This is a genomic window from Flavobacterium sp. MMS24-S5 (assembly GCF_050320125.1).
Classification (GTDB): Bacteria; Bacteroidota; Bacteroidia; order Flavobacteriales; family Flavobacteriaceae; genus Flavobacterium; species Flavobacterium tyrosinilyticum.
This window is the reverse complement of sequence record NZ_CP190016.1, coordinates 3,246,114-3,266,989: the sequence shown is the minus strand read 5'-3', so window position 1 is coordinate 3,266,989 and position 20,876 is coordinate 3,246,114. Positions and strand designations below refer to the sequence as shown.

At 32.0% G+C, this 20,876-nt stretch carries 19 protein-coding genes and 2 pseudogenes; 16 read left to right on the top strand and 5 right to left on the bottom strand.

The annotated features are described in order from the left end of the window. The first annotated feature begins 16 nt into the window (after positions 1–16). The 6 genes and pseudogenes from ACPWTF_RS15140 to ACPWTF_RS15115 all read left to right on the top strand — a co-directional run bounded on the left by ACPWTF_RS15140 (position 17) and on the right by ACPWTF_RS15115 (position 5,015). A pseudogene (locus ACPWTF_RS15140) lies at positions 17–473 on the top strand (GAF domain-containing protein). 33 nt (positions 474–506) lie between these two features. After that, a complete protein-coding gene (locus ACPWTF_RS15135) occupies positions 507–1,022 on the top strand; it encodes a hypothetical protein (protein WP_427871910.1) in 516 nt (171 codons plus the stop codon). Next, positions 970–1,203, top strand: a complete 234-nt coding sequence (locus ACPWTF_RS15130) for a hypothetical protein (protein WP_427871909.1) — start codon at positions 970–972, stop codon at positions 1,201–1,203. The genes ACPWTF_RS15135 and ACPWTF_RS15130 overlap by 53 nt, the downstream gene beginning before the upstream one ends. 110 nt (positions 1,204–1,313) lie before the next feature. After that, positions 1,314–2,258, top strand: a complete 945-nt coding sequence (locus ACPWTF_RS15125) for an energy transducer TonB (protein WP_379794709.1) — start codon at positions 1,314–1,316, stop codon at positions 2,256–2,258. A gap of 174 nt (positions 2,259–2,432) precedes the next feature. Then, positions 2,433–2,699 carry a 30S ribosomal protein S15 gene (rpsO, locus tag ACPWTF_RS15120; protein ID WP_012023524.1) on the top strand — a complete coding sequence of 89 codons (267 nt, stop codon included), beginning with the start codon at positions 2,433–2,435 and terminating at the stop codon, positions 2,697–2,699. A gap of 179 nt (positions 2,700–2,878) precedes the next feature. Next, positions 2,879–5,015: pseudogene (locus tag ACPWTF_RS15115) on the top strand (polyribonucleotide nucleotidyltransferase). A gap of 75 nt (positions 5,016–5,090) precedes the next feature. Here ACPWTF_RS15115 and ACPWTF_RS15110 read toward each other — a convergent pair. After that, positions 5,091–5,708 carry a hypothetical protein gene (locus ACPWTF_RS15110; protein WP_427871907.1) on the bottom strand — a complete coding sequence of 206 codons (618 nt, stop codon included), beginning with the start codon at positions 5,706–5,708 and terminating at the stop codon, positions 5,091–5,093. 3 nt (positions 5,709–5,711) lie between these two features. Next, entirely contained in the window at positions 5,712–6,455 is a 744-nt protein-coding gene (locus ACPWTF_RS15105) for an LA_2272 family surface repeat-containing protein (RefSeq protein WP_427871906.1), read from the bottom strand. Positions 6,456–6,558: 103 nt separating this feature from the next. Here ACPWTF_RS15105 and ACPWTF_RS15100 point away from each other — a divergent pair, with 103 nt between their 5' ends. The 10 genes from ACPWTF_RS15100 to rpe all read left to right on the top strand — a co-directional run bounded on the left by ACPWTF_RS15100 (position 6,559) and on the right by rpe (position 18,905). Continuing rightward, positions 6,559–7,521 (top strand): hypothetical protein, encoded by a 963-nt coding sequence (locus tag ACPWTF_RS15100; RefSeq protein WP_427871905.1) that lies wholly within the window; start codon positions 6,559–6,561, stop codon positions 7,519–7,521. 304 nt (positions 7,522–7,825) lie between these two features. Further along, the gene (locus ACPWTF_RS15095; RefSeq protein WP_427871903.1) at positions 7,826–8,572 is read left to right on the top strand and encodes a hypothetical protein; all 747 of its coding nucleotides are present in this window, start codon (positions 7,826–7,828) and stop codon (positions 8,570–8,572) included. A 5-nt stretch (positions 8,573–8,577) separates the two neighbouring features. Next, positions 8,578–11,361, top strand: coding sequence for a TonB-dependent receptor (locus ACPWTF_RS15090; protein WP_427871901.1), 2,784 nt, complete (start codon positions 8,578–8,580; stop codon positions 11,359–11,361). Between the two features lie 28 nt (positions 11,362–11,389). Next, positions 11,390–12,571 (top strand): DUF4249 domain-containing protein, encoded by a 1,182-nt coding sequence (locus ACPWTF_RS15085; RefSeq protein WP_427871899.1) that lies wholly within the window; start codon positions 11,390–11,392, stop codon positions 12,569–12,571. Then, positions 12,559–14,277, top strand: coding sequence for a hypothetical protein (locus ACPWTF_RS15080; RefSeq protein WP_427871897.1), 1,719 nt, complete (start codon positions 12,559–12,561; stop codon positions 14,275–14,277). The genes ACPWTF_RS15085 and ACPWTF_RS15080 overlap by 13 nt, the downstream gene beginning before the upstream one ends. Before the next feature lie 122 nt (positions 14,278–14,399). Continuing rightward, positions 14,400–14,813, top strand: a complete 414-nt coding sequence (locus tag ACPWTF_RS15075; RefSeq protein WP_427871896.1) for a hypothetical protein — start codon at positions 14,400–14,402, stop codon at positions 14,811–14,813. Positions 14,814–14,823: 10 nt separating this feature from the next. Then, the gene (locus tag ACPWTF_RS15070) at positions 14,824–15,375 is read left to right on the top strand and encodes an RNA polymerase sigma factor (protein ID WP_427871895.1); all 552 of its coding nucleotides are present in this window, start codon (positions 14,824–14,826) and stop codon (positions 15,373–15,375) included. Then, on the top strand, positions 15,365–16,864 hold the full coding sequence (locus tag ACPWTF_RS15065; protein WP_427871893.1) for a hypothetical protein: 1,500 nt from the start codon (positions 15,365–15,367) through the stop codon (positions 16,862–16,864). Before ACPWTF_RS15070 ends, ACPWTF_RS15065 begins: the two co-directional genes overlap by 11 nt. Before the next feature lie 82 nt (positions 16,865–16,946). Further along, entirely contained in the window at positions 16,947–17,810 is an 864-nt protein-coding gene (locus ACPWTF_RS15060) for a sigma-70 family RNA polymerase sigma factor (protein WP_007804760.1), read from the top strand. Positions 17,811–18,242: 432 nt separating this feature from the next. After that, entirely contained in the window at positions 18,243–18,905 is a 663-nt protein-coding gene (gene rpe, locus ACPWTF_RS15055; protein ID WP_427871889.1) for a ribulose-phosphate 3-epimerase, read from the top strand. Between the two features lie 66 nt (positions 18,906–18,971). Here rpe and ACPWTF_RS15050 read toward each other — a convergent pair whose 3' ends face one another. Genes ACPWTF_RS15050 through ACPWTF_RS15040 form a run of 3 tightly spaced genes read right to left on the bottom strand, consistent with a single transcriptional unit; the run spans position 18,972 to position 20,822 of the window. Then, the gene (locus ACPWTF_RS15050) at positions 18,972–19,661 is read right to left on the bottom strand and encodes a glutaminase (RefSeq protein ID WP_427871887.1); all 690 of its coding nucleotides are present in this window, start codon (positions 19,659–19,661) and stop codon (positions 18,972–18,974) included. After that, on the bottom strand, positions 19,618–19,983 hold the full coding sequence (locus ACPWTF_RS15045) for a glutaminase (RefSeq protein WP_427871886.1): 366 nt from the start codon (positions 19,981–19,983) through the stop codon (positions 19,618–19,620). The genes ACPWTF_RS15050 and ACPWTF_RS15045 overlap by 44 nt, the downstream gene beginning before the upstream one ends. A gap of 53 nt (positions 19,984–20,036) precedes the next feature. Then, entirely contained in the window at positions 20,037–20,822 is a 786-nt protein-coding gene (locus ACPWTF_RS15040) for a DNA/RNA non-specific endonuclease (RefSeq protein WP_427871884.1), read from the bottom strand. Positions 20,823–20,876: the final 54 nt, after the last annotated feature.

The window sequence follows — 20,876 nt, the reverse complement described above, 5'->3', positions numbered from 1 at the left end:
TATAAATTTTTACATTATGACATTTCAAGAATTACAACCAAAAATAAGTGCAATTGTTACTGGCACTGAAACAGATAGAGACGGAAAATTATTAGCAATATGCCAACTTTTAAACGAAAACGTGGAGTATTACAACTGGGTTGGATTTTATTTTGCTAATCACGAGGCTAAAACTTTACATTTACGAACCTTATGTTGGTGCAGAAACAGACCATACTGTTATTCCTTTTGGAAAAGGAATTTGCGGCCAAGTTGCTGAAAGTAATGCCAATTTTGTTGTTCCAGATGTGAAAGCACAAGACAATTACATCGCCTGCAGTTTAACCGTAAAATCGGAAATCGTAGTACCCCTTTTTGTTAACGGAGTAAATATTGGTCAAATCGACATCGACAGCCACGTTATTGATCCTTTTACAGAAGCTGACGAAAGATTTTTAGAATTTGTAAATCAAGAAGTTGCTAAATTATTCTAGAAGAACTATTTTTAAGATAAAAAATAGCACAGAATGAAAAGAAACTTCCTTCTCTTTTTGCTTACACTAATTTCAGCTCATCTGTCTGCACAAATTAATATGGTTTCTAAAAAAATCTTTTTAGACTCCTTAAATCGCGAATGCACACTAGAAAACTCTGCCTACACAAGAGTAATTACCAATTATTCGCAAAAAAGTGTTCGGTATGTTGTAACTGATTTTTATAAGAATGGAAGAAAGAAAATGACTGGTTCTACTCTGGATCGCGACGTCTTAAAAAAAGATGGCGAATTTATTTACTATTATAAAAACGGAGCAAAAGAAACCGTTGTCAATTATTCTGAGGATCACAAAAACGGAAAAGAAATCAATTGGTACGAAAACCAGAATAAAAAGTGCGAAAAACAGAATCTATGGGATCCAAAAACAAAGAAATCACAAACTTTGATTATTAACTCTTGGAGCGAAGACAAAACGCAAACTGTAACAGACGGAAATGGGGATTATCAAGAAACCGATCGAGCCTATAACTCAAAAAGGAGAAATTAAAAACGGTTTAAAACAAGGCATCTGGCAGGGAAATGATTTAGCTAAAAACACTTCTTTTACTGACAACTATGACAAAGGGATTTTAATTTCTGGAGTACGTGTTGATGAAAACAATATTAAAACTTCTTATTCTTCATTAGGCGAGAAACAATCAGGGAAAAAAGTTGTCAAATTAAAATAATACATTAGTCAACAGCAAAGAAAAAAAGACTTTTTATTTTTATAATACACCAATCTTGACTTTTTGTATTAAAAATATTACTTTGCTTTAATTTTATTTCCAAAACCTATATGAAACAAATTTTACGGCTTTTATTTTTTATTTTAATTTTTGTTCAGGCATTTTCACAAAACGCTGTAACTGCTAATAAGTTAATTTATTTAGATTCTATGTGGGTTCCGACTACTCCGGAAAATTATAAATACACGAGACTTATTGAAGAATACTACTCAGATAAAAAGTCTTATATCTATAAAGATTATTATAAATCTGGAAAGATAAAATTTATTGCCACTACTACAGACAGAGATATTATCAAAATTGAGGGGCAAGCTGTCTCTTACTATGAAAATGGAAATAAAAAATACACTGTCAACTATGTCAATTCAAAGAAATCAGGAAAAGAATATAACTGGTACGAAAATGGAAATATAAAATCTGAAGTTTACTATCCAGAAGATGAAAAAGGCAACGTTGAGGGCAAACTAAATAATTTTTGGAATCCTGAAAAAGAACAAATTATAACAGATGGAAATGGATATTACTCCTATAAAAGCAAAAACAGTGAAGAAGCTGGGCAAATTAAAGACGGCGAACCAGAAGGCACATGGAAAGGAAGTGATTTTAGGAGAAAATCAAGTTTCATTGAAATGTATAAGAATGGAAAATTAGTTTCTGGCATTACCACAGATTCTCTAAACATAAAACATTCCTACAGTACTAAATACCTTCAGCCAAGTCCTAAGAATGGAATAAATTCATTCTACAGTTATATTGGGAAGTCAATGCACATTCCTTTTGAAGCCAGAAAAGTTTCTGGAAAAATATACATGACATTTATAGTAGATGAAGAAGGTAATCTAGTAGAACCAAAAGTAATAAAAGGCGTTGGTTATGGCATCGATGAAAGTGCAATACAATTGATTAAAGAAGCTCAAAAATGGAATCCGGGAAAGAACAGAGGTATTCCAGTAAGAGCTCTTTATAAATTACCAATAACTATAATGACAAAATAAAATTAAAAATCTTAATTTAAAAAAACACCTTCAAATCATTAAAATTGAATTTTATAGAATTCCTTTTTAAGATTCTTTTATTTTTTTTTGATTTTTCTGTTTTTTTAATCTAATTTTGCACCCGTCTTACAAAAGTTGTATGACATACATAAAAATCATTAAAACAATATTGGAATGTATTTAACTAAAGAAAAGAAAGAAGAAATCTTCGCACAACACGGTGATGCAAAAAACACTGGTAAAGCTGAAGGTCAAATCGCATTGTTCACTTACAGAATCTCTCACTTAACTGAACACTTGAAAAAAAATCGTCACGATTACAACACTGAGCGTTCTCTTGTACTATTAGTAGGTAAAAGAAGAGCTTTGTTGGACTACTTGAAAAAGAAAGATATCAACAGATATCGTGAGATTATCAAAGTATTGAATATCAGAAAATAATCAATATAGAAAAGAGGTGCGAAAGTGCCTCTTTTTGTTTTTACATTATAGCTATTTATAATAAGCATATTACAAGAAAAAAAGTTTGGTTTTTCATTGGGTTTTAGATAACAACAACTACACACAACAACACTACAACACAACTAAAACCCATTGTATAATCAATAAGGAAAAAATTTATGATTCCACAATTATTTGTAGAAAAGATCGATTTAGGTGATGGCAGAAGCATCACAATCGAGACAGGACGTTTAGCGAAACAAGCTGACGGTTCTGTAGTAGTAAGAATGGGCGACACTATGATTCTTGCAACAGCAGTTTCAGCTCGCACATCAAACCCAGGCGTTGATTTTTTACCGTTAACGGTAGATTACCGCGAAAAATTTGCAGCAGCAGGTCGTTTTCCAGGAGGTTTCTTTAAAAGAGAAGCTCGTCCAAGCGACAGCGAAGTATTGACAATGAGATTAGTTGACCGTGTATTGCGTCCGCTTTTCCCAGACGATTACCATGCTGAAACACAAGTTATGATTCAATTAATGTCTCACGACGAAGAAGTTATGCCAGATGCATTAGCTGGTTTAGCTGCTTCTGCGGCATTAGCTGTGTCAGACATTCCATTCTATAACTTAATTTCTGAAGTACGTGTTGCACGTATCGACGGAAAATTAGTAATCAACCCAAGCAGAGAAGAATTAGAAAAATCTGACATCGATATGATGATTGGAGCCTCTATGGATTCTGTAGCAATGGTTGAAGGTGAGATGAAAGAAATCTCAGAAGCTGAAATGATCGAAGCTATTAAGTTTGCTCACGAAGCTATCAAAGTTCAAATTCAAGCTCAATATCGTTTACAGGAAGCTTTTGGTAAAAAAGAAATCCGTACTTACGAAGGAGAGAGAGAAAACGAAGAAATTTACGCAAAAGTAAAAGCTGCAGCATACGATAAAATCTATGCTATTGCAAAAGTTGGCTCAGCTAAACACGAAAGAGGCGCTGCATTTGCTGAAGTAAAAGAAGAAGTTAAAGCTTTATTTACTGAAGAAGAATTAGCTGCTGACGGTGATTTAGTTTCTAAATATTTCTACAAAACAAACAAAGAAGCTGTTCGTAATGTAGTTTTAGAATTAGGTGTTCGTTTAGATGGTAGAAAAACTACAGACATCAGACCAATATGGTGTGAAACTGATTATTTACCAAGAGTACACGGATCTTCTTTATTTACACGTGGAGAAACTCAAGCTTTGGCAACTGTAACTTTAGGAACATCTAGAGAAGCAAACCAAATCGATTCTCCATCAGAGCAAGGTGAAGAGAAATTCTACTTACACTATAACTTCCCTCCTTTCTCTACTGGTGAAGCAAAACCATTAAGAGGAACTTCAAGAAGAGAAGTTGGTCACGGTAACTTAGCTCAAAGAGCTTTAAAAAATATGATTCCTGCTGATTGCCCTTATACAATTCGTGTTGTTTCTGAGGTTTTAGAATCTAATGGTTCTTCTTCTATGGCAACTGTTTGTGCTGGAACAATGGCTTTGATGGATGCTGGAGTTCAAATGGTAAAACCAGTTTCTGGTATTGCTATGGGATTAATTACTGACGGTGAGAAATTTGCTGTATTGTCTGATATCTTAGGAGACGAAGATCACTTAGGAGATATGGACTTTAAAGTAACTGGAACTGCTGACGGTATTACAGCTTGTCAAATGGACATCAAAATTGATGGTTTACGTTATGACATTATGGAGCAAGCTTTGGCTCAGGCTCGTGATGGACGTTTACACATTTTAGGAAAATTAACTGAAACAATCGCTGCACCAAGAGCTGACGTAAAAGCTCATGCACCAAAAATCATTACTAGAACTATTCCTGGAAACTTTATTGGAGCTTTAATTGGAACCTGGTGGAAAAGTAATTCAAGAATTACAAAAAGCTACTGGAACAACTATCGTTATTAATGAAGTGGATGAGCAAGGAGTTATTGAAATTTTAGGTACAGATCCTGCTGGAATTGAAACGGTATTAGCAAAAATTGCTTCTATCACTTTCAAACCAGTATTAGGAGAAGCTTACGAAGTTAAAGTAATTAAAATGCTTGATTTTGGAGCCGTTGTAGAATATACTGCTGCACCAGGAAACGAAGTTTTACTTCACGTTTCTGAATTAGCTTGGGAGCGTACAGAAAATGTTGCTGACGTAGTTAAAATGGGAGATGTTTTCCAAGTGAAATACTTAGGAGTTGACCCTAAAACTAAAAAAGAAAAAGTGTCTAAAAAAGCACTTGTTCCAAGACCTCCACGTGAGGAAAAAAAAGAGTAATCAGATCTTAGTTTACTAAAGGTTTATTCATAGAAAACCCCAATTCTTAATCGAATTGGGGTTTTTCAGTTTTTACTATTGTCTGTAAACTATTCCAAACATCAAACTTTGGGAACCAAAATTCTTTTCAACCTGATCATTAAACAAGTTATAAGGCGACCATTGATAATGACATTGCAATCCGGTATTTTTATAATTAAGCTTGATTCCTTGTGATAAATAAAATGTAGTCAAAACTTCTTTTGTGTGCTCTCTCTCTCCAAATTCTAATTCTTTTGGAGCATTATAAAAATTTAGAGCCAAACCAATTCCTGAATTCCATTCTAAATTAAAATCTGCTTTTTGCCGAGATAACGGAATAACTTTTGCAAAACGCGTTCCTATATTTATTGCAAAATGACTTGATTTATATTGTACAATTGAATCCCGATATTTAAAATTGACATTGACAGGATTTTTTGGTACAAAAAAGTTAAATCCAAAATCTACAAAATCTTCCCGATTTAATTTATTTCTAAACCAAAATCCAAATGATGGAGATAAATCAAATTTACCAGAAAGTTCTCCTATTGGCTGTACAAAACCAGCTTCAACATAAACTCTCTCGTATTCATCAGATGAATTTTGAGATTCATTTTGGGCAAATGCAAATTCTGAAAATATAAGAATCAGCAGTAATAAACATCGTCTCATAATTTACCAGTTTAAAAAAGGCATTGATCTTTTATTGTTTACATTCCAAAGCCCCAATTGAAAGCCTTTTGAATTTGACTTATTCAAAACGCCAATTTGTACACCTCTATTAATTCTGGTTTGATTAAAAATTCCCAGATGCAATCCGCTTAATTGATAGGATTGGTTGTAAATTCCAACTGTTGAGCCTGCCAAATTATTATTAGCATTATAAATACCAATCGAAAGCCCGTTTTGATGATCTGAAATTGTTCCTAAAATTGTAACTGAAAGTCCATTAAAATTATTGAATTTATTTCCAGCAGATACATTTAATCCATTCATACTAGTTGTGGTAAAAAAGCATCCCGTACTAATATTTAAACCATTTAGCCTTAAATGAGGAGAATGATTCATATTCTTAATCCTATAATAATCTTCAGTATTTTTAATGCTATCCGATTTTTTATTGTTTTTAATTATTTCATCCATATACATTAAAGACATAAAAGCATAGAATGCTCCAACTACTGGTGCTGGATTCGCTTCCATGTTTAATCCGTTTATTGTTTGATGCTCTACATTTTTGTTCTCAACATGTCCAACTCCAAATACAAATCCATTTACTTTATCAACTTTTTTAGACATTGGTGAAAGGCTGAAAATTTGAGAATGCAATTCAGCAGGATCATTTTGAATTAGAACTGAATTCTGACCGTAAGAGTATCCAAAAACAAAACTTAGAATTACTAAAATTGATGTTTTCATAAATCATTATTTTAAAATTACAGGACAAACCTATTGTAATTATCACATATAAAATTGCTTAAATCAATAAAACCATTTCTTATATTTGTGATTATCGCAAATTATGAAATATCAAGAATCCTTTTTAAAAGCGCTTCGAGCTAAAATCCCTAAATCAGTTTCTATAATTGAAGAGATTGCTGCAGTTTTAGAGATAAGCTACGATGCATCACACAGAAGAATATCTGAAAAAAGTAAATTTTCGATTGATGAAACCATCATATTGGCAAATCATTTTAATATTTCATTGGACAATCTATTTTCGAAAAAAGAAAAGGTAATTATAGAAAAGACTATTGAAATAGAAACTTTAAAAGATATGCTCCAATATTTCAAAACATCGGCAGAACAAATCGAAATATTGACTAAAAATCCCAACACAACACTTTTTTATTCCGCAAAAGATATTCCATTGTTTTATTTTATGGATGGTACAATTCTATCTAAATTTAAAGCTTTTGTATGGCTGAATCTATTAAATTCAAATCAGAAAAAAGTTGCTTTTGAAAATTTTGTAGTCGATGAATCGTTTACTGAATATATGCAGAAGTTAAAAAATGTGTATGAAAACACGGTAGTAAATGAAGTTTGGAATGACACTACCATAAACAGCAGTTTACAACAAATTCTGTACTTTCATGAAGCCGGTTTACTTTCTTTAAAAAATGCAAATGCCCTCTGTAAAGATCTGAAAAGAATTATCAATTTGATTCAGGAAAAATGTAACGTAAAAAATACAAAGTTTAATATCTATTATAACGAGTTAATCTTGCTCAACAATAATATGCTTATTGAAACAGATGAAAAGTTAACCATGTTTGTTCCTTACACACTCTTAGGCTATTTTATTACTGATAATGAAGAAAGCTGCAATAACGTGCATCAATTTTTTAAACAACAAATCATAAATTCAAAACCGCTAGGACAATCAGGTATTAAGGAGCAAAATCTATTCTTTAATCGAGCCATTCGAAAAATTGATTATTATATTGAAAAAATTAATTCACAAGTAGATTTGTTTTTTTGAAAGAAAATATCAGAAACCCCAATTCGATTAAAAATTGGGGGTTTTTCAATTTTTGGACTATTTGAACCTTTTTTGCTATCCTTCTACAAATCAAGCTCATCCTTCATAAAATCAAAAAATACATCACTACAACATCATTTTTCAAATATTTTTAATAAAAATTCTAAATTTTAATAGTCTAACAATGCCTTTCACTAGCCTGTAGCGTGATTTTATAACAATTTAACAAATTAGCGTTTTATTTGTAACCTTTTTTTTATACTTTTGAAATCTTCCAAAAACAACTAATAAACCATTAAATCCTTTGAAAAATTACCAAAAAAAAATCGTTTTTCTCGTTTTATTTGAATTATTATTAAACATTCATACTATCCAGAGTCAAACTAGCAATGACGTAAAAACTTACAATTGGTTTGACACTACAGTTGGCAAAGACAATCTGGATATTAACAATGGGGTACCACACACAAATCCTTACAGAACTTTAAGAAATGACATTCATTTGTATTTAGTAGATAAATACGAATTAGGAAAAGCTATCTACGAAAACCAAGCTTATTATGATGTTAAACTTAAATACGACATCTATCGCGACATATTGGTCTTAAATCCAGCTGGAGGTTCAGAAAATGTCGGTATAAGTTTAATTCAGAATAAAGTCAGTTCGTTTTCTATACAAGATAAAAACTTTATCAAAAGAGAAAGAGCAACCGAAGACATTCCTGAATTTACCACAGGCTACTACGAAGAAAGTAAGGTTGCACCAGAATTAATTTTGTATATCAGACATCACAAAGACATGCAAAAAACAATTTCTGACAACAGCATCTACTATGTATTTAAAGAAAACAATTCTTATTTTATCGATTTAAAAGGCAAAATTTATTTAATAAAAAGCAAAGGCGACCTTATTAAATTATTCCCAGAACAGAAAAAACAAATCAATGGGTTTTATTTATTGAACAGAGAACTAAGAAAATCCGACTTAGATCAATTCATGAAAAATTTGATGAAATACACTTTTAACTCTCTTTCAATATCAAGCAAATAAAACAAATGAAAAAAATTTTACTCTCCTTACTTATCGTCTTCTCCTTTCAATTGTCTTTTGCGCAAAATTCTAATGAGAAGTTATCGATTACTTTAAAAGATGAAACTTTAGAAAACACCATAAAACGTATTGAATCATCGACATCTTATAAATTTTATTTTGATTCGGCTTGGCTAAATTCTAACAAAACACTTATTTCTGGCACTTTTAATAATGTTAGTATTGATGAATTTATGTCTGCTGTTTTAAATAAAACAGACTTAAATTATGTTGTTATCAAGAATAAAGTGATCTTGACGCTTAACAGTACAATATATAGTACTTTACCATCCAATTATTTCCCAGACGAACCACTTCAAACAAACAGCCAAGGAAATGATCAAAATGACAATCCTGTTTTTTATCAGCAATATGACTCAACTAGTAGCTATAGTGTAAGCAAAAAGAGTTCTATTGTATTTATAGGCAAAGAAAATAAGGACACAACAAAGAAAACATTTACAGTTACTGGAACCGTTAAAAATGAAGAAAACGGAAAACCAGAAGCCAATATTTATATTAAGGTAAAAAATAAAAACATAAGCACATCAAGTGATCTTGACGGAAATTATACTTTACAATTACCAAGAGGAATTAACATAGTAGAAATAAAGTCACTTAGCCATAAAGAGGTTACAAAGACTTTAGTCGTATACGATGACGGTCAGTTTGATATAGAACTTAACGAAAAATCGAATCAATTAGACGAAGTAGTCATTAAAAAGAAAGGACAAAGAGCTACAGAAACAGTTGTATCTGGTTTGGTTTCTATTGATATTGAAAACATAAAAAATGTTCCTCTTATTCTTGGAGAAAGAGATATTTTTAAAGTTGCTACTACTTTCCCTGGTATAAAAACTACTGGTGAAGGATCTTCAGGATTTAACGTTCGTGGAGGAAAAGAAGATCAGAACTTAATTCTTTTGGATAATGCAGTGGTGTATAATCCACAGCACTTTTTAGGTTTCTTCTCTGCCGTTAACCCTTACACAACAAAAAAAGCTGACATTTACAAAGGAAGTATTCCTGCCGATTTTGGAGGAAGACTATCATCTGTATTTGATATTGCGACAAAAAACGGAAACAAAGAGAAAATTTCTGGAGAAGGTGCTATAGGACCAATTACTTCAAACTTGACATTAAGTGTGCCTCTTGAAAAAAATAAATCAAGCATAATTGTTGGTGGTCGTGCAACATATTCTGATTGGATTTTAAAACAATTGGATGATGAAAGGCTTAAAAATAGTGAAGCTGGATTTTATGATGGAATTTTAAAATACCAAAACAACATCAACAGTAAAAATGCAATTGAAGCAATGGCCTATTACAGTCATGACCGTTTCAGATTGAGTTCAGATTCATTATACAAATACAGCAACAGATTATTTTCTGCAAAATGGGACCATACTTTTAATGACAAAAACAAAGGAGCTCTTATTTTAACGAATAGTGAATATAAATTCAACATAGATTATCATTCGGACAATGTTAATTCTTTTGATTTCGGATATAAAATAAACGAGACTCAATTGCAATTAAAGATGAATTATAAGTTGAATGAAAAACACAATTTTTCTTATGGTTTAGCTAGTAAATTATATAATATTTCACCAGGCTACCAGCATCCGACAAACCCTAATTCAACTTTAGTTCCAACTGATATTAATAAGGAAAAAGGATTAGAATCGGCAATTTACCTAGCAGACAATTATAAAGTAAGCGACAAATTATTGATTGATCTTGGTTTAAGATATTCTTTATACGCATCATTAGGGCCTGCCGATGTTAATACATACGAAAGTGGCAAACCAATCAGTGATGCCACAATTATAGACACAAAGCACTACAACAATAATGAAGTTGTAACAACTTATGGAGGTCTAGAACCAAGAATAGCGGCACGTTATTTCGTTACAGAAGATTTTTCTATCAAAGCGGGTTATGACGTAACAAGACAATACATTCATCTTTTGTCTAGCAACACCACACAATCTCCTACTGACACTTGGAAATTATCTGATGCAAACGTAAAACCACAAAGTGCACAACAAGCATCTTTAGGATTGTTTAAAAACTTTGGAGATGATGAATACGAAGTTAGCTTAGAAGGTTACTATAAGAAATCTAAAAATATTTTAGACTATAAAGTTGGTGCGCAATTATTGCTAAACGAAAATGTAGAAACAGAACTTTTACAAGGTGAAGGAAAAGCTTATGGTGTAGAGTTTTTAATTAAAAAACAAGTTGGTAAATTAAATGGATGGTTAGGATACTCTTATTCAAGATCATTGATTAAATTAGATGGCGAGTTTAATGAAGAAATTGTAAACAATGGTAAATTCTTCGCTTCTAATTTTGATAAGCCACATGATTTAAGCGCTGTTTTAAATTACAAATTCACAAAACGTTATAGTTTGTCAACAAACTTTATATACCAAACGGGAAGACCAATTACCTACCCTATTGGAACATATAATCTTGGAGGCGCACAATACACTTTATATAGCGATAGAAATGAATTTAGAATACCAGATTACATTCGTTTAGACATCGGTATCAACATTGAAGGGAATCATAAAATTAAAAAATTAGCGCATAGTTTCTGGAATATTTCTGTTTACAATGTATTAGGAAGAAATAATCCGTATTCGATATTTTTTGTAACAGATCCAAACGGAAAATTAAAGGGATACAAAACATCAATCTTTTCTATTCCCGTTCCAAGTATAACTTATAATTTTAAATTTTAATCTTCCGTAAAGCAGAATTTAAAAAATCATGAAAACATTATTAAAAAATAAAATAACAGTATTATTACTAATGAGCACTATATTCATTAGTTGTACTGAAACCTATAACCTTAAGACTGATTCTTACGAGGAGGCACTTGTTGTAGAAGCAACTATAACAAATGAATTAAAAAAGCAGGAAATTAAACTAACAAAAACTGCTCGTTTGGAAGAAGAAGGTATACAAGTAGAAACAGGTGCGAATGTTGTGGTTACCGACAATAAAGGAAATAGCTATCATTTTACTGAAAATTCAGAAAAATATATTTCTGATTTAGAGTTTAAAGCAGAACCTAACACAGAATATTCTTTAGAAATCACTACAAAAGGCGGTAAAAAATACCAATCTACAAGTGAAGTTTTGACAACTGAAAATCAGATTGAAAACCTAGTCCCTAAAGTGGTTTCAACCCAAGAAGGAGAAGGCGTACAGATAAGTGTTGAAAGCTACGACCCAACAAATACTTCAAAATACTACAGATACGAATATGAAGAAACCTATAAAATAATCGCACCAAAATGGGGTGACCAAAAACTAATTGCAACTGGCCCACAAGAAATTGCACTTATTCCAAGTCCATTAGACATTCAAATTTGTTATGGCTCAAAAAAATCTGTTGATATCATTCAAACATCAACAACAAATCTACAAGAAGACCGCGTTAATTTTCCTGTGCGATTTATAAGTGACCAGAATTATATCATCAGTCACAGATATAGTATTCTAGTTCGCCAATACGTACAAAATCTTGAAGCCTATACTTTTTACAAAACATTAAAAGAAATTTCAAGCAGCTCTAGTGTATTATCGCCTAAACAGCCTGGTTTTTTAAATGGTAATATTAAATGCGTTACCGATACTGAAAGCAAAGTAATAGGCTTTTTTGACGTATCTTCTGTATCATCAAAAAGAATGTTTTTTAATTATGCCGACTTATATCCGGGAAGACCTTTACCTCCGTATTATGTGCCATGTATTGACGCTGAGTACAGATTCTGTTTCGGATTTGGTGATCCTCCTTGCCTTGGACGACAATTAATAACAGAACTTAACAGCTATAGACTTTGGTACAGCTATAATACCAACGATTATTATACTATGGTACCTATAGAATGCGGAGACTGCACAACATTTTCATCTAACGTAATACCTTCATTTTGGACAGAATAAAGCACCTATTATTATTGTTTGTTTTAATTAGCACACAATTAGGAAACGCACAGCAAAATATTGTTGTAGACGAAACTATTTACCTTCATGCCAATGCATCGACATTTGTATCGGGTGAGACATTATTGTATAAAATTTACTGCTTAAAATCGTCTGACAAAACCATAAGCCATATTAGTAAAATTGCTTATGTAGAATTGGTAGACAGCGATAAAAAAAGCGTTTTTAAAGCCAAAATCAAGCTAGAAAATGCGTTAGGACAAGGAGATTATTTTATTCCGACTACTCTTAAAACAGGTAGCTATAAACTAGTTGCTTACACCAATTGGATGTTAAACAAACCGGCTTCAGAATTTTTTCAAATGGATATTAATATTGTTAATCCTTATAAAACAAATGAAAAAACTCCAAACAGCAATGTTTTAACTGGCACTTCAAATACTTTAGAGAGTTCAGTAAACGCGACAGATTTAAACCTTAGATTAAACAAAAAAGTTTTCTCTAGTCGCGAACATGTCGATTTAAAACTAGAATCTTCAAATGATAATATTAAAGAAGGAAGTTACTCTTTATCTGTTAGAAAATTAGACAACATTCCTACTCAAAATTCAATTTCGGCAACAAATTTTGCCACTATACCATCAAATACTGTTGTGTTAGATGGTAATTCAAAAGCAGTGCTTCCAGAATTAAGAGGAGAAATGATATCGGGTAAAGTGGTTTCTAAAAGCGGAACAGATAAGATTCAAGATGTTACGGTTTCTTTTTCTTTACCAGGAAAATCTTTTGTTTTTCAAGTAGTAAAGACAAATTCAGAAGGACGATTTATTTTTAGCATTGACAAAGAGAATTACAATCCAAACATCATTATTCAAGTAATTGATGAGCGTGCTGATAATTATTCTATTACATTGGACGAACTTCCAAGCATAAACACAACGCAATTAGCATTTTCGCCAAATAACAATTTATCATATACATTTAAGGAAAGCCTTTTAGACAGAGCGGTTTCAAGTCAAATTGAAAATGCTTATATCCATAGAAAAAAGGACAACTTAGAAAAGCAAACTACTCAAGATCCATTCTATGCCACTAAAGTAAAAGAATACGTTCTGGATGATTATACGAGATTTAAAACATTAAAAGAAACAATAACAGAGGTTACAACAGAAGTATATCATAAAGAAAATAACGGAGTCATGCATTTGCATGTAACAGATCCATCTGTTTTCCCTCAATTACCAGATCCTGCATTAGTACTAGTTGACGGATTGCAATTGCAAAACCAAATTGATTTATTAAAATACAACATGAAAAATATCTATAGAATCGACCTTATTGTCGGAAGATATTATGTTGGACCAAAATCATTTAACGGATTAGTAAGTTTTATAACTTTTGATAAGGATTTCGCAAGCACACAAAGCGGTTCTTCAATTCTAAAAACTACAATTTTGAGACCACAGCTTAAAAAAATCTACAACAATGTAGATTATACAAACTTAGCTGATAATGCAAGAATTCCTGATTTCAGAAATCAATTGCTTTGGAATCCTGATGTAAAATTAAATAAGGATTCTCAAACTTCATTCTACACTTCTGATGTTGCAGGAAATTATGAAATAAGATTGGAAGGTTTTGCAAAAAACGGAACTCCAGTTTCTATTAAAGAATTAATTGAAGTAAAAGATACAGCGACAAATTAAAAAAAATTACAACTACTAAAAGCCCATGTTTCAAAAAGTTAGAAACATGGGCTTTTTATTTTTTCATAGTTACGCAACCTTTTAAATGTTTTTATACTATAGATTATAAAAGGCTAACTAAGATGAAAAAAGCAACACTTTTTATTTCGGCAATTCTGCTTGTTTTTTTATTTTCATGCAATAATGAAGCTGCAGAAACAAAAAATACAATCCCAATAGATGATAGCGCATACTATGATCAAGATCCGGATTGCAAAGATATAACGTCTGGAACCTGCTGCGATGTAGATGGCAGGATATGGGTAGAAACAGAAACTTCATATAAATATACCTATAACTATAAAGCATTTAATGCACCATCTGACGATTATGAAATTGAATGGACTGTTACAAGTGGCTCAATAATTTTACTGAAAGGACAAGGCACAAAAGAAGCCACTTTTTACTTTAATAAAGATTTTACTAAGGGAGAAATTTCAGCATATAACAAGAAATCTTTAGAATGTCAAAGCACTATATTAATTTCAAAATTATAGTTTTTAAAATTTGAATTTAGATCAGCTCATAAAAGATTGCATTAGGCAAAACAGAAAAGCACAAGAAGAATTATACCAATTGTATAAAAACACTCTTTTTGTGCTTAGTCTGAAATATTGCCCTAATGAAGCAGAAGCCGAAGATAATCTGCATGATTCTTTTATTGAAATCTTTACCAATATAAAAAACTATAAAGGAAACGGAAGTTTTGAAGGCTGGATTAAAAGAATCACGATCAATAAAGCCATAATGCGATACAAGCAATCGTACCTGCTCACTGCCATTAAAGACGATTTCTCTCAAGACGACACCGTAAATGAAAGCGAAATAGATTTTTCTCTTGACACCATTTTATCTTTTGTTCAAGAACTCCCTCATCAATACCGATTGGTTTTTAGCTTATACGAACTCGATGATTATACGCATAAAGAAATTGCTACAATGTTATTCATCTCCGAAAGCACATCAAAATCAAATTTACATCGAGCGAAACAGATTCTGAAATTAAAAATCAAATCAAAAAATACATTTTATTATTCAAAACAAAAAAATGGAGAATAAAACTGAAATAGGAAAAGCAATCAAAAACAAATTGGACAATTTAGACAAAAGTCCGAGTGATTTTGTATGGTCTAAAATTGAGAAAGATTTAAATAATAAAAGACGTAAAAGAATTTTGTTTTGGCTAATCCCTAGCATTCTTACGGTTACAATTTTATCAAGCTTGCTGTATCTTAATTCAGATTTTCAGAAAGAAAATGTAGACCCAAAAACTCCATCACAAAATAACGCTTCTAATTCGACTAGCTCGAAAAACCAAACTATGCCAGTTAACCTGCAAAAAAAAGGATCGGATGAAGTTACTACTGTTAAAAAAACCAAGACCGTAAAACTCGTAAAACAGTCAAGCAAATTTGTTACATCGACTAATGAATACGAAGAATATGAAGTGGTAAAAAAGTATAAAGTCATTGTTAAAAAAGAACAAATCACGTCTAAGCCAATAAAAGCTAATGCAAAAGATCGAAATACAATTAATGCTAAAAAACCTATTGTAGCTTATAAAAAAGGCAATTCTAAAAACGGTGTTGCACAAAAAACAGCAAAATCTAGTTTCACAAATCCGAAGAAAACTCAAAAAAAGGAAATCAATAAAATTTCAAAAAATACTATTGCAGGAAACAAAACTCCAAAAAACGCAATTTCAGAAAAGACAATTACAGAAAAAGATACTATAACTGATAATAATTTCAAAAAAGACCTCCCAACTTCAATAGTAGTAACTGAACTCAAAATGGATAGTGTTGCCAAAAAAGACAGCATAGATTTAAAGAAAAAAACAACTCCAAAACGAGAGTATAAAGAACGTAAGTATACGCCGCAAACAACCGAAGCTGAACCTGAATTTACAATTTCCGTTTTTTACGGGCCTGCGCTTTTTGGCTCTTTAAACAGTAAATCCATGATTAGTCCTAGAATGAATGATTTATCTAAAAGTCATCCTATCACCTCACATTATGGCGTTTATGTAAAAACGATGTACGACAAAATTGGTTTCAGAGCAGGATTTTCTAAGATAAATCTAAAAACATCAACGCGATTAAATGAGAATTTAATTCCAGATTACACCAATATCAATTTAAAAACAGAAATAAACGTAAAAGAAACATTTGGCGATTCTAACCAAGTAGATTTAGTACAAAATCTCTCTTATTATGAACTGCCTTTAGAATTTAATTACGCAATAAAAAAAGACGAAAGCAAAATTGGAATAGAAGCTTTTACAGGCTTTAGTTTTTTAATATTGGATAAAAACAAACTGTATTTAAAATCAGAAAATGTGTCTCAGCAAAATATAGGAGAAGCAAAAAATCTTTCAGGCGTAAATTTCTCCTACAATTTAGGTCTCGGATTAAGTTATAAATTGACCGAACGTATTGCATTGGATATAAACCCTTTATTCAAATACTATTTAAGCACTTTCAATAAAAAAGAAGACGCTAAACCATACAGTATTTCGCTTCAAACTGGTGTTAGTTATAAATTTTAAAAATATTTTTAAAATATTGTAACTTTTTTGATACTCCTTACGTATAACCATTTGTACACTTTAAAAATAGGGAGACAACAACATGAGACAACTTAAAATCACCAAGCAGGTAACTAATCGTGAAACTGCATCGTTAGATAAATATCTACAAGAAATTGGAAAAGTTGACCTAATTACCGCTGATGAAGAGGTAGAATTAGCACAAAGAATAAAGGCTGGTGATCAAAGAGCTTTAGAAAAACTAACAAAAGCCAACCTACGTTTCGTAGTATCTGTGGCTAAACAATATCAAAATCAAGGATTAACTCTTCCGGATTTAATTAATGAAGGAAACTTAGGTTTAATTAAAGCGGCTCAACGTTTTGATGAAACTCGTGGTTTTAAATTCATTTCTTACGCTGTATGGTGGATTCGTCAATCGATTCTTCAAGCTCTAGCTGAACAGTCTCGTATTGTACGTTTACCATTAAATAAAATTGGTTCTATCAATAAAATCAACAAAATGTATGCGTTATTAGAGCAATCTAACGAGCGTCCGCCTTCTGCTGAAGAAATTGCAAAAGAACTTGACATGACTGTAAACGACGTAAAAGAGTCTATGAAAAACTCTGGACGTCACCTATCTATGGATGCTCCTCTTGTTGAAGGAGAAGATTCTAACCTTTATGACGTATTACGTTCTGGCGAATCTCCAAATCCAGATAGAGAATTAATTCACGAATCACTTCGTACTGAAATTGAACGTTCTTTAGAAACATTAACTCCAAGAGAGGCAGATGTTGTACGTTTGTATTTCGGACTTGGCGACCAACACCCAATGACTCTTGAAGAAATTGGTGAAACTTTCGATCTAACTCGTGAGCGTGTTCGTCAGATTAAAGAAAAAGCAATCCGTAGATTGAAACACACTTCTAGAAGTAAAATCCTTAAAACTTATTTAGGATAAACAATATTAAATTTCAATGTTTAAAATCCCAAATTACAATTGGCTTGGAATTTGGTTCATTTTAAATTGAAATTTTACCGCAAACAACAGTTTGATTGACTGTTCGTTTTTTGATTGATGATTGAAACTCCGGCTGATTACCGGAGTTTTTTATTTTTTACCTAAGATGTTTGTAACGCAGAGTACACAAAGTTTTTTCGCAAAGTTCGCAGAGTTTCTATTTGAAATTATTTGAGAAGCCAAAGTTCACAAAGCTTTGTGTTCTCTTAGCTCTGCTAAAATATAGCTTAAAAAACTTTGTGAACTTTGCGAAAAATCTTTGCGCTCTTTGCGTTATTTATTAAACAAAAAACCTCGCGAACTTTGCGTAATTCTTAGCGAACTTTGCGGTTAAACTTTATCTTTGCAATAAAACAACACACAACAAATACAATGAAAAATACACTTATTGCTCCTTCAGTTCTTGCTGCCGATTTTGGTAATTTACAGCGTGATGCAGAAATGCTTAACAACAGTCAGGCAGATTGGTTTCATATCGATATTATGGATGGCGTTTTTGTTCCGAATATCTCTTTCGGAATGCCAGTTTTAGAAGCAATTTCAAAACATGCCAAAAAATATATCGATGTACATTTAATGATTATTGATCCTGATCGATACATTAAAACTTTTGCCGATTTAGGCGCAAATGGATTAACGGTGCATTACGAAGCTTGTACACACTTGCACAGAACGCTTCAAGCCATTAAAACAGAAGGAATGAAAGCTGGAGTTGCCATGAATCCGCATACCAATGTTGATTTACTAGAAGACATTATTAATGATATTGACGTGGTTTGCATTATGAGCGTAAATCCTGGATTTGGAGGACAATCATTCATCGAAAACACTTATGATAAAGTAAAGAAACTAAAAGCCTTAATTACACGCAAAAATGCTTCAACACTAATCGAAATTGACGGTGGTGTAACCAGCAAAAACGCTAAACAATTGGTAGAAGCTGGTGCAGATGTTTTAGTTGCCGGAAGCTTTGTTTTTAAAGCCGAAAATCCAACTGAAACAATTGCAGAGTTAAAAGCTCTTACTGCTTTTTAAACTTTCAAAAACAAAAAAGAAAAGGCCAAAATAATTTTGGCCTTTTCTTTTTTTATTACCTCAAACCTACTTGGGAGTAATCCAATAAGGGTTTGCTTTAAGTTTTTCTACAACGTATTGGATCACTTTCTGAGCTTTCAAACTATTTCCAGTTTCATCTAATGGAGGCGAAATAACCGCAATTCCAAATTTACCTGGACAAACCGCCAATATTCCTCCTCCAACACCACTCTTTGCTGGAAGTCCCGAATTAAACAGCCAAATTCCAGAATTATCATAGAGACCTGCAGTTGCCATTACAGGCAAAGTATACATGACAGTAGTCTGACTAACGACTTTATTCTTTGTAATAGGATTAACACCTCCATTTGCCAATGTGGCCGCCATTGTTGCAAGATCTTTTACATTTACATTCAATGCACATTGTTTTGTATAAAGATCTGTTGCTTGTACCGGATCAAAATATATTCTATTATAAGCCAATAACAAATGCGCAATAGCTTGATTTCGCAAATTATCTCCAGCCTCACTTCTATAAACAGGACGATTTATAGAAAGCGGTCTTCCGGCAAAGTCACTCTGAATTTTCTGGATTTCTTTCCATTTTGCTACAGAATCATTACCTCGAATAAGGCTCGTGGTTGCAATAGCCCCTGGATTTACGAGAGGATTAATTTTATCTCCTTTGTGTATTTCTACTGCAACAATAGAATTAAATGGCAATCCGGTCGCATTTACCCCTACTTTGTCTTCCAAAAATTGTGGTTCGTTCTTGCTCAATTACTTTTGCCATAGTAAACACTTTCGATATACTTTGAATTGAAACCATAGACGTTATATCACCTTTTGTATATACGGCTCCCTCTGCGGTAACAAGTGCAATACCAAAAATATTGGGATCAACATTGGCAAGCTCTTGAATATAGTCGGCATTTTTTCCTTCTTTTAAATCCTTAAATTTATTAAAGGCTTCATTAAGTGTATTTTCTATATTTTGTTTATTCAGTATTATTTGGCTATAGCCTTGGTTTATGACAAAAACAATCATTAAACCAACAAAAATTATTTGCTTATTCATTCTAAAAATGCATTCTTATTTGTATTCTGTATTAATTTATGACTAAATAGTATTTAAAAATCCTTACTGCTTTTTAGATTTTTAAGATTCGGGAAGAAATCAATTCCAGTCATTTTTTCTAAAGTTTCAATCGGAACAACAAAATCATAAATAGATTTGTCGCTTTTTTCGTTTGGAACCAAGAAAGCAATTGCTTTGTGCTCTTTACCTGTTTTAGCCAAAACGATTTTATAAAAATATTTAGGAACAGCAACTTTTTCTGTTCCTATCTTTTTATCCGATTCTTTCGCAATTCCGCCAGTTACGACATAAATATCATTGTACTTTCCTGCCCAATAACGTGTCTTCTGCTCTATTCTATTCCAAATCCCTGCATTAAACTCCTTTTTCTGAGGTGAAATATTCGACGTGTAAAAAGTATCATTATAGGCATCTTTACTAAATTCCATATCTCCAGCAGGGCAAAGATGTCCTTTATCATAACCTGAATTTTTATAATTTCTCCAATCTGCAGAACCTGTCGTTACATTTGGATCTTCAATAAAATAAGGTCTTTTAAAATCATTATTTTTTAAATATTCCTTTTTCAATTCGTACGCCACCCATTCCGCCTGCTCGAACTTTTCATTATACGACAAAGTATAATATTGATGTTTTACAATCTGCTTTGTCGTCGACGTTGGCAAATAAGCAACCGTATAGACAGAATTTGTGCTAGAAGAATTTCCTTTAAAAGAAACCGCTTCCTCATTATTTACTTTTTCAGTAATTTCTGCATTCTCCTTTTTACAAGAAAACAAGGCAAACCCCATTAAAATCAAACTCAGGCCAACTTTCATAATTTTATTTTTTTTTGAGGTTAAACTTACAAAAAAAACGCTCCATAAATTTAA

What these genes read in the sequence shown, in the direction of transcription:
- ACPWTF_RS15090 (WP_427871901.1), top strand. Translation starts at nt 8,578, where the DNA reads ATGAAAAAAATTTTACTCTCCTTACTTATCGTCTTCTCCTTTCAATTG.
- ACPWTF_RS15040 (WP_427871884.1), bottom strand. Translation starts at nt 20,822, where the DNA reads ATGAAAGTTGGCCTGAGTTTGATTTTAATGGGGTTTGCCTTGTTTTCT.
- ACPWTF_RS15100 (WP_427871905.1), top strand. Translation starts at nt 6,559, where the DNA reads ATGAAATATCAAGAATCCTTTTTAAAAGCGCTTCGAGCTAAAATCCCT.
- ACPWTF_RS15085 (WP_427871899.1), top strand. Translation starts at nt 11,390, where the DNA reads ATGAAAACATTATTAAAAAATAAAATAACAGTATTATTACTAATGAGC.
- ACPWTF_RS15110 (WP_427871907.1), bottom strand. Translation starts at nt 5,708, where the DNA reads ATGAGACGATGTTTATTACTGCTGATTCTTATATTTTCAGAATTTGCA.
- ACPWTF_RS15130 (WP_427871909.1), top strand. Translation starts at nt 970, where the DNA reads ATGGGGATTATCAAGAAACCGATCGAGCCTATAACTCAAAAAGGAGAA.
- ACPWTF_RS15060 (WP_007804760.1), top strand. Translation starts at nt 16,947, where the DNA reads ATGAGACAACTTAAAATCACCAAGCAGGTAACTAATCGTGAAACTGCA.
- ACPWTF_RS15065 (WP_427871893.1), top strand. Translation starts at nt 15,365, where the DNA reads ATGGAGAATAAAACTGAAATAGGAAAAGCAATCAAAAACAAATTGGAC.
- ACPWTF_RS15135 (WP_427871910.1), top strand. Translation starts at nt 507, where the DNA reads ATGAAAAGAAACTTCCTTCTCTTTTTGCTTACACTAATTTCAGCTCAT.
- ACPWTF_RS15075 (WP_427871896.1), top strand. Translation starts at nt 14,400, where the DNA reads ATGAAAAAAGCAACACTTTTTATTTCGGCAATTCTGCTTGTTTTTTTA.
- ACPWTF_RS15125 (WP_379794709.1), top strand. Translation starts at nt 1,314, where the DNA reads ATGAAACAAATTTTACGGCTTTTATTTTTTATTTTAATTTTTGTTCAG.
- ACPWTF_RS15105 (WP_427871906.1), bottom strand. Translation starts at nt 6,455, where the DNA reads ATGAAAACATCAATTTTAGTAATTCTAAGTTTTGTTTTTGGATACTCT.
- ACPWTF_RS15045 (WP_427871886.1), bottom strand. Translation starts at nt 19,983, where the DNA reads ATGAATAAGCAAATAATTTTTGTTGGTTTAATGATTGTTTTTGTCATA.
- rpe (WP_427871889.1), top strand. Translation starts at nt 18,243, where the DNA reads ATGAAAAATACACTTATTGCTCCTTCAGTTCTTGCTGCCGATTTTGGT.
- rpsO (WP_012023524.1), top strand. Translation starts at nt 2,433, where the DNA reads ATGTATTTAACTAAAGAAAAGAAAGAAGAAATCTTCGCACAACACGGT.